Below are 6,222 nucleotides of genomic sequence, written 5' to 3'. Positions count from 1 at the left end.
ATTTATTATTTCGAATAAATTACCTTATTAACCCTCATTTAGAAATTTATTACATTAATTACGAAATATACATTAAATTCCATGAAATTTAAATATTATTTAAATTATCAAATATTTAAATAATAACTAATGATTTCTTTCATAGGTTATCGATATAATAGAGCATTATTAATTAAGCATTCAACCTTTTCCATATCACTCTAGATGAAGAATACTTTCTAACTATTTGGGGAATTTACTTTCTACTGTTGAAACGGCTGAAAGCTGAAATATTAGGAATAAGCAAAAACTTTTCTAAAAAAACGTAAATACTAGCCAAAAAGGGAGAACTTAGCTGAAAATACTTTGAAAGCCATATTTTTATATGGAGGTGATGATTTACCACCTAGCGCTTCTATAACAACTCGTTTGCCTTCTTTGTTAAGAGTGAGTTCTTGCGCTCCGTCTGCACGCATAGTTTCTTCAAGGTTTGTAATGCGCTCATAAGGCTGTTCGATCTTTTCATTGTGTTCAATAGATAGTTTGATAAAAGCCTTGAGTTGCTCTTTATCTGATAGAACTGTTGACTACCATGTCACAACCTTTTTTAGTAATTAAGAAACATGGACGAATTCATTTGATTCTCTCCTAATTAATTTTTTATTGCATGTTTAGCAATGTCATTACTAAAAAATATCCAACAGGTAAATTGAAAAATTCTGTAATGGTGTGTATTTCTTCTAAAAATGATTGATGACCTGATTCTTATCGGTAAAGATATAGTGTTTTCAATCCGATTAACTCTGCCATATCACGTTGAGGCAATTTGTTTTCTTTACAAAGTAGTTTGATTTTCTCAAGGTTTATTTTTTTATTTTGACACCTTCTTATATTGCTTTTTTCGTAAGTTATTCACTAAAATATACATTGCATTAATCGCAATACCGATAAACATTATGCATATTTGGCAATTTATTTTCCTATTTCTGCAATAATGTTATATTAGATAAGAGATAATCATTCAAAGCTTTCCGTAACAACCCATCATTAGAAAGATGGTACAGACAGCTTCCAAAAAATAAAGAAGAAGATTTAAGACGATTAAAAAAAATATGGGAAACATTCAAGGAGTTTGATGAATAGGGTAATCACTATGCAAATGTATATAATTTAGCATACATTTGTATGGATTACATATAAAACTAAATTCTCAAAGGGGGGAGTATGCATGCGTACTACTGAATTTGTACTAGGACTAATTGGAGGTATTTTTGGATTTATTGCATCTATTATGGCTTTATTCATCGGTGGAGTTGATGCCGCATTTAGTGAATCTGGTACAAGCGAAGTCATTGGTCTAGGTTGGGCAGGATTTCTATTTTCTGCACTAGCTATTGTTGGTTCAGTTGTGGTTAGATCGAAGGCTAAAGTTGGGGGCATATTGTTATTGATTTCCGCTATAGGCGGTTTGATAAGTATCTCTATGTTCTATTTAGTTTCAGCAATAATGATAGGTATCGCCGGATTAATGGGAGTATTTAAAAAAGACAAAGAAAATAAAATGGCTGCATAAGCAAACAAAAGGGGGCAATTATATTGAAAAAGATTTTATTGTTATCGTTTCCATTAGTATTAATTTTTATGTTAGTAGCTTGTGGTGAGGCAGAAATCAAAGAAGCTGGCGCAGATGACGGAGAAAAAACTAGTGATGATTCCGCAGACAAAAAAGAAAAACCAAAGACACAAGAACTAGCAATTGGCGATGCCGTTGAATTTGATGGCATGAAAATAACTCTGAACGAGGCAAGAATTGAACCAGGTGGAGATTTTGACGAACCAGAAAATGACCAATTTGTAGTAGTTAATCTAACAGCTGAAAATAATACGGACGAAGAACAAACCATGTCCTCTATGATGAACGTTGAACTAAAAGACGTGGATGGTTATTCATATACAACAACGATATTAACAGAAGGCGTTAAAGCGCAATTTGATGGAACTATAGAACCGGGCGGAACACTAAGAGGTGAAATTCCTTTTGATGTTCCTGAATCAGATAGTTATGAATTACATTTTTCTGATCCTTTTAAATCTGGTAAAGCAATTTGGAAAATACCAGCTGAAAAATTAAGCAAATAACTGTCTTTTAGAGGCAGAGACAAACGAATGAAGAAACATCAAAAACGAACGATAATTAGTTTAAACTAATTATCGTTCGTTTTTTGATCAGAATCATTCATTTAGCACCTAAAATAAGCGAGACTCCGGCGGGAACAGCACGAAACCGAAGATCAACGTGGTAACGTGTTTTTCTTTACCACGTTAGCTGAAGCCGTTCCCGTGGAAAGCGCGTATATTTTCACGGTACGGCGATGATACTCCTATTGATAATATAATTATTCGTATTTTAAGTAAAGAAGTTGTGTTTTTGCCCCAGCCTCTACTTAAACCTTGGAATTTCTATTATCTGAAATTCATCCAATTATAGGATCTGTCTTTATATCGAGAAAAAGGGATGAAAATGGCCAACTTTCCATGTTCATGGGTTTTACATTCGCTTTTGCATTATTTATCAGATTACTCATTTGGTGAAAAAAGAATACACATGTTACTAAAAAGATGAAAGAAAATTCCTCTGACAAAATCAAAGGAAAATTTGATGATTTGCTCTAAAAAATAGCTTTTTTAAAAATTTCGTGACTTTTATGTGACATTTTTAACTAAAATCTATTTTCTGGAACTTTAAAAAGCTTATGTATCAACGATCTTAGTAATCGTTTGCCCATATCATATCAATATGCCAAATTCCATCCTCAAGATATGGCGACGATATTTGTTTAAACTTAAATGATTCATAAAATGCTTTTAAATAAAGCTGAGCTTGAATTTTAATTATTTTCGTTTTTTCTTCTTCTAAAGCTCCAATTATATACTCCATTAGCTCATTACCATATCCTTTTCCACGATATGCTTCAACGACCAGAACCCGCCCAATGGATGTCTCAGCATATTTACTTCCCGCTGGCAAAACCCGAGCATAAGCAATAACCTTTCCTTCGTCTGTTTTTAAGCAATAATGAACGCAGTGTTGATCATAATTATCCAACTCTGGATAAGCACAAGCTTGCTCTACAACAAATATATCCGTTCTCGCTTTCAAGATTTGATAAAGCTCGTCGTTAGTTAGTTCATGGAACGTACGCTTTAGCCAATGCATACTAGTTCCTCCTCATCATGCAGACATTTGGTTGATATTATTTTACACAAAATAGAGTGATACTTCATGCAGAAATGTGTTTTTACAGTTTTAGTCAGTTAGAAAATCACTTCGTAATTCCATTTTATATGGGGTATTTTAAAAGAGGATATTGAATGGTTGCTGTCGAATGAGATGAATAAAGAAAAAGATGAAGGGAGAAGTCAATTTGAATACAAAAGATATGAATATTGGATTTATTGGTATTGGTGTAATGGGAAAAAGCATGGCGCTTAATCTAATTCAAGCGGGATATAATCTTTCCATCTATACCAGAACCAAATCGAAGGCTGAGCAATTACTAAAGGCTGGTGCAACTTGGCAAGATTCACCCGCATTACTAGCTCAATCATCCGACATCATTATTACGATGGTAGGGTATCCTAAAGATGTTGAGGCTATTTACTTTGGAAAAGAAGGCATTTTAAATTATATATCAAAAGGCACATACTTGATTGACATGACAACTTCAAAGCCTTCTTTAGCAGTAAAAATAGCCGAAGAAGCTAGGGAAAAAGACTGCCATGCATTAGATGCTCCTGTTTCAGGCGGTGATATTGGAGCAAAAAATGGGAAGCTTGCTATTATGATTGGCGGTGAAACAGAGGCATTTGATAAAGTATTTGAACTTTTCCAAGTTATGGGAGAAAATATAGTTCTCCAAGGAAAAGCTGGTGCTGGACAACATACCAAGCTTGCCAATCAAATCACAATAGCTTCAAATATGATTGGCGTATGTGAAGCAGTCGCATACACAAAAAAAGCTGGTCTTGATCCAATGAGGGTTCTTACTAGTATAACTACTGGTGCAGCCGGTAGTTGGTCTTTGTCTAACCTAGCACCACGTATGATAAAAGAGGATTATTCTCCTGGATTCTTTGTAAAACATTTTATTAAAGACATGAAGATTGCCTTAGAAACCGCAGAAGAAATTGGACTTAAAACGCATGGGTTGAAGCTATCACTCCAACTATACGAGGAGCTAGAGGAAAAAGGTGAAGCCGATAGTGGAACACAGGCACTAATTAAACTATTTGAATAACCAACCGAATAGTAAGGATAGGATACTGAAATATCCGTAGACTCTTTGAAAAAGATGAGCGCTTTTCTGCGTGCGCTGTATTGCTGGCGAAGCCTTCCTTCTTCTAAGGGAGGGAAAGCTTCGATGAAGTCTCAGAGTACGGTCAACTTTAGGAGGCTTACCAGCCTCCTAAAGAAAGCAGCATAAATTTCCTTAGCACTCCGTTACATGAACCATCATTTCTTGTTCGATTTTCTACTTGGATTAAAACGCACTTTCCTCCACCTCTTCTTGCAAATTACTTTAATGGAGGAGATATGTTTTTCAGAAAATTTTCATTATCCTTTTTAATCATAATTTTATGATCTATCGTTTTTTAATTTATTTGCCTCCTGTTGAACGATAAAGCCAAGGTCATCATTGCCAAATAACTGCAGAACTTGAAGTACTGTGTCTGTGGAGATCTCCTGTTCATCTTCTTTCGGTACAGTTAATGAAAGAGCATCTGCTAATGCTTCATTCTCCCATTGATCAGGATATGCCTGCCTATACAATGCGGTTGGGCTTAGATTATGATTGACACACCATTGTGCATAAATAAGTATCATCATCTGTTCATCTTGCTGATATCGTTTGACAACTTTATTTTCTTTATCTCTATGCTCCATTATTCACCAACATTTCTCATTAAAAATATCCAGGAAAATGACAATGCCTGTTTTAACTCAAGTGGTAAGTCATTATAATGGGCTTTGTTTACCCCTTGTTTATAGACTCCATATCCATCCATATATTGCAAGCCTTTCTCTTCACAAAGTTTCTGAAACTCCCAAGGCATCATCGTATTACAAATGGATTTTTGATTATGTAATCGCGGAAAGCTATTTAATCTGGGACCTGCTGTAGGTCCTAAAATCCCAACACATAGGAATCCATCCTCCCGCACAACACGTTTTAATTCGTCTAATGCCTTGTCTGGATTTTCTGTCCACTCTAATACATTGATTGCCATAATACCATCCATAGCGGAATCATCAAATGGCAATTGATTTATGTCTCCATGAATGAATGTAATTTCATCGGGAAGCTGTGATTGAGCATAGTCGATCATTTTTTTGGATAAATCCATTCCTGTAACTCGGTACCCTTCTTTGTAAAGCTTATATGCCCCATATCCATCACCGCAACCAATATCTAATAGTTGTTGGCAATTTGGTTTACTGTGCTTTTTGATAAAAGGTACGATTTGATGACGACTGCCTGATTCCCACATATTCTTGCTACGCTTATTCCAAAAATCTGCCTGATCATCCCACAGAACTGCCGCTTCCTTACTCCAATCAAAGCGTTTCATCCGCTCTCTCCTTTTGATCCAATTATAGATATTTGTAGCATAAAAGCGCAAGCGCCCGATTAGAAACGTAGGGCGATTCGTGAAGTCGCCTCGTTTCTGGGCGCTGGAACTGGACGCGGCTCAACACGCCCAAATTTATCCACAGGTCAAATTTTATAATTTTCTAGCCTATAAAAAAGGGTTTACCTCACGGAATGAGATAAACCCTTTATTTCATCTATTATAGACGAGTAACGTTAGCTGCTTGTGGTCCGCGGTTACCTTCTACGATTTCAAATTCAACGTCTTGACCTTCTTCAAGTGTTTTGAAACCTTCTGCTTGGATAGCAGAGAAATGAACGAATACATCGTCGCCATCTTCACGCTCGATGAAACCGAAGCCTTTTTCAGCGTTGAACCATTTTACTTTACCAGTCATTAAAATGACCTCCTTATACAAATATCGTGCAAAGTAATTGAATCATAAATACTTTTACACCTACTTTGATAAAGAGATCGTAAAGTATTATTCAAACTTCAATTTCCTTTTGCACCTTTAACTTTACCTTGTTATGAGTTAAAATGCAAGTGGATACCTTGATATTTGCAACATTTTTTTCACAATTAGGCTAT

The 6,222-nt window shown here is 35.3% G+C and carries 7 protein-coding genes and 1 pseudogene; 3 read left to right on the top strand and 5 right to left on the bottom strand.

The window, feature by feature from the left end:
• Positions 1 to 311 precede the first annotated feature (311 nt).
• Positions 312 to 530: pseudogene (locus JUJ52_RS23745) on the bottom strand (ORF6C domain-containing protein); the annotation flags it as partial.
• A gap of 677 nt (positions 531 to 1,207) precedes the next feature.
• On the opposite strand from JUJ52_RS23745, the gene JUJ52_RS16770 reads away from it, so the two are divergent.
• Both JUJ52_RS16770 and JUJ52_RS16765 read left to right on the top strand, forming a co-directional pair.
• Positions 1,208 to 1,552, top strand: a complete 345-nt coding sequence (locus tag JUJ52_RS16770; protein ID WP_026682710.1) for a DUF4064 domain-containing protein — start codon at positions 1,208 to 1,210, stop codon at positions 1,550 to 1,552.
• Between the two features lie 23 nt (positions 1,553 to 1,575).
• On the top strand, positions 1,576 to 2,118 hold the full coding sequence (locus tag JUJ52_RS16765) for a DUF4352 domain-containing protein (protein WP_026682711.1): 543 nt from the start codon (positions 1,576 to 1,578) through the stop codon (positions 2,116 to 2,118).
• Between the two features lie 628 nt (positions 2,119 to 2,746).
• Here the strand turns inward: JUJ52_RS16765 and JUJ52_RS16760 are convergent.
• Positions 2,747 to 3,196: a GNAT family N-acetyltransferase gene (locus JUJ52_RS16760; protein WP_205389548.1), complete on the bottom strand. Its 450-nt coding sequence runs from the start codon at positions 3,194 to 3,196 to the stop codon at positions 2,747 to 2,749.
• Positions 3,197 to 3,386: 190 nt separating this feature from the next.
• Here JUJ52_RS16760 and JUJ52_RS16755 point away from each other — a divergent pair, with 190 nt between their 5' ends.
• Positions 3,387 to 4,277 (top strand): NAD(P)-dependent oxidoreductase, encoded by an 891-nt coding sequence (locus JUJ52_RS16755; RefSeq protein ID WP_121604517.1) that lies wholly within the window; start codon positions 3,387 to 3,389, stop codon positions 4,275 to 4,277.
• 338 nt (positions 4,278 to 4,615) lie between these two features.
• Here JUJ52_RS16755 and JUJ52_RS16750 read toward each other — a convergent pair whose 3' ends face one another.
• The 3 genes from JUJ52_RS16750 to JUJ52_RS16740 form a co-directional block, all read right to left on the bottom strand.
• Positions 4,616 to 4,924: a hypothetical protein gene (locus JUJ52_RS16750; protein ID WP_121604516.1), complete on the bottom strand. Its 309-nt coding sequence runs from the start codon at positions 4,922 to 4,924 to the stop codon at positions 4,616 to 4,618.
• A complete protein-coding gene (locus JUJ52_RS16745) occupies positions 4,924 to 5,610 on the bottom strand; it encodes a class I SAM-dependent methyltransferase (RefSeq protein ID WP_026682715.1) in 687 nt (228 codons plus the stop codon). Before JUJ52_RS16745 ends, JUJ52_RS16750 begins: the two co-directional genes overlap by 1 nt.
• 220 nt (positions 5,611 to 5,830) lie before the next feature.
• Positions 5,831 to 6,028, bottom strand: a complete 198-nt coding sequence (locus tag JUJ52_RS16740; RefSeq protein WP_021288643.1) for a cold shock domain-containing protein — start codon at positions 6,026 to 6,028, stop codon at positions 5,831 to 5,833.
• Between the last annotated feature and the right edge of the window lie 194 nt (positions 6,029 to 6,222).

The sequence above is a fragment of the Virgibacillus sp. AGTR genome, assembly GCF_016919725.2.
In the GTDB taxonomy this organism is placed as follows: Bacteria; Bacillota; Bacilli; order Bacillales; family Amphibacillaceae; genus Virgibacillus; species Virgibacillus salarius.
This window is presented reverse-complemented; position numbering and strand designations above follow the sequence as displayed.

Bases quoted from the DNA above. Each gene is read 5' to 3' on its own strand.
- JUJ52_RS16745 (WP_026682715.1), bottom strand. From the start codon at position 5,610: ATGAAACGCTTTGATTGGAGTAAGGAAGCGGCAGTTCTGTGGGATGAT.
- JUJ52_RS16755 (WP_121604517.1), top strand. From the start codon at position 3,387: ATGAAGGGAGAAGTCAATTTGAATACAAAAGATATGAATATTGGATTT.
- JUJ52_RS16740 (WP_021288643.1), bottom strand. From the start codon at position 6,028: ATGACTGGTAAAGTAAAATGGTTCAACGCTGAAAAAGGCTTCGGTTTC.
- JUJ52_RS16760 (WP_205389548.1), bottom strand. From the start codon at position 3,196: ATGCATTGGCTAAAGCGTACGTTCCATGAACTAACTAACGACGAGCTT.
- JUJ52_RS16750 (WP_121604516.1), bottom strand. From the start codon at position 4,924: ATGGAGCATAGAGATAAAGAAAATAAAGTTGTCAAACGATATCAGCAA.
- JUJ52_RS16770 (WP_026682710.1), top strand. From the start codon at position 1,208: ATGCGTACTACTGAATTTGTACTAGGACTAATTGGAGGTATTTTTGGA.